Source organism: Pseudomonas sp. NY15463, from assembly GCF_048068415.1.
Lineage (GTDB): Bacteria > Pseudomonadota > Gammaproteobacteria > Pseudomonadales > Pseudomonadaceae > Aquipseudomonas > Aquipseudomonas mosselii_C.
Genome location: NZ_JBLUQD010000022.1, coordinates 1 through 838 on the forward strand (window position 1 = coordinate 1; position 838 = coordinate 838).

At 65.6% G+C, this 838-nt stretch carries 1 protein-coding gene; it reads left to right on the forward strand.

Annotated features, from left to right (window positions below; translation table 11 throughout):
• The coding region (locus ACNFIC_RS23840) for an AMP-binding protein (RefSeq protein WP_416782285.1) at positions 1–838 on the forward strand (838 nt) is incomplete at both ends.

An 838-nucleotide genomic window follows, 5' to 3' on the forward strand; every position in this document is an offset into this window, starting at 1 on the left:
CGGCCTCAAGCGCATCGTCTGTAGCGGCGAAGCGTTGCCGGTGGATGCGCAGCAGCAAGTATTCACCAAGCTGCCGCAGGCCGGTTTGTACAACCTGTACGGTCCGACCGAAGCGGCCATCGACGTGACCCACTGGACCTGCCGCGAGGAGGGCGCCGACACGGTGCCCATCGGTCAGCCGATCGCCAACCTGAGCACTTACGTGCTGGACGCCGAACTGAACCCGGTGCCGGTCGGGGTAATCGGTGAGCTGTACCTGGGCGGCGAAGGCCTGGCGCGCGGTTACCACCGCCGTCCGGCATTGACCGCCGAGCGTTTCGCCACCAGCCCGTTTGGCAATGGCGAGCGGCTGTACCGCACAGGAGATCTGGCCCGCCAGCGTGCGGACGGTGTGATCGAGTACGCCGGGCGTATCGACTATCAGGTGAAGATTCGCGGCCTGCGCATCGAACTGGGTGAGATCGAGGCGCGGCTGATGGAGCAGCCCGAGGTGCGTGAGGCCGTGGTGCTGGCGGTGGAATTGGCCGGTAGCCAGCAGTTGGTGGGCTACGTGGTGGCAAGCGATGGCAGCGCTGACGAGGGCAGCTTGCGCGACACGCTGAAGCGCCGCCTACAGGTAAACCTGCCGGAGTACATGATCCCGGTGCAGTGGATGTTCCTCGACGCATTGCCGCTGAGCCCGAACGGCAAGCTCGAACGCCGCGCGCTGCCACGCCCGGAGGTCGGTCAACAGGCTGAATACGTGGCGCCGCGCAGTGAGCTGGAAGCGCGAATCGCTGGGATCTGGCAGGAGGTGCTTAAGGTCGAGCGGGTGGGGATGCAGGACAACTTCTTCGAG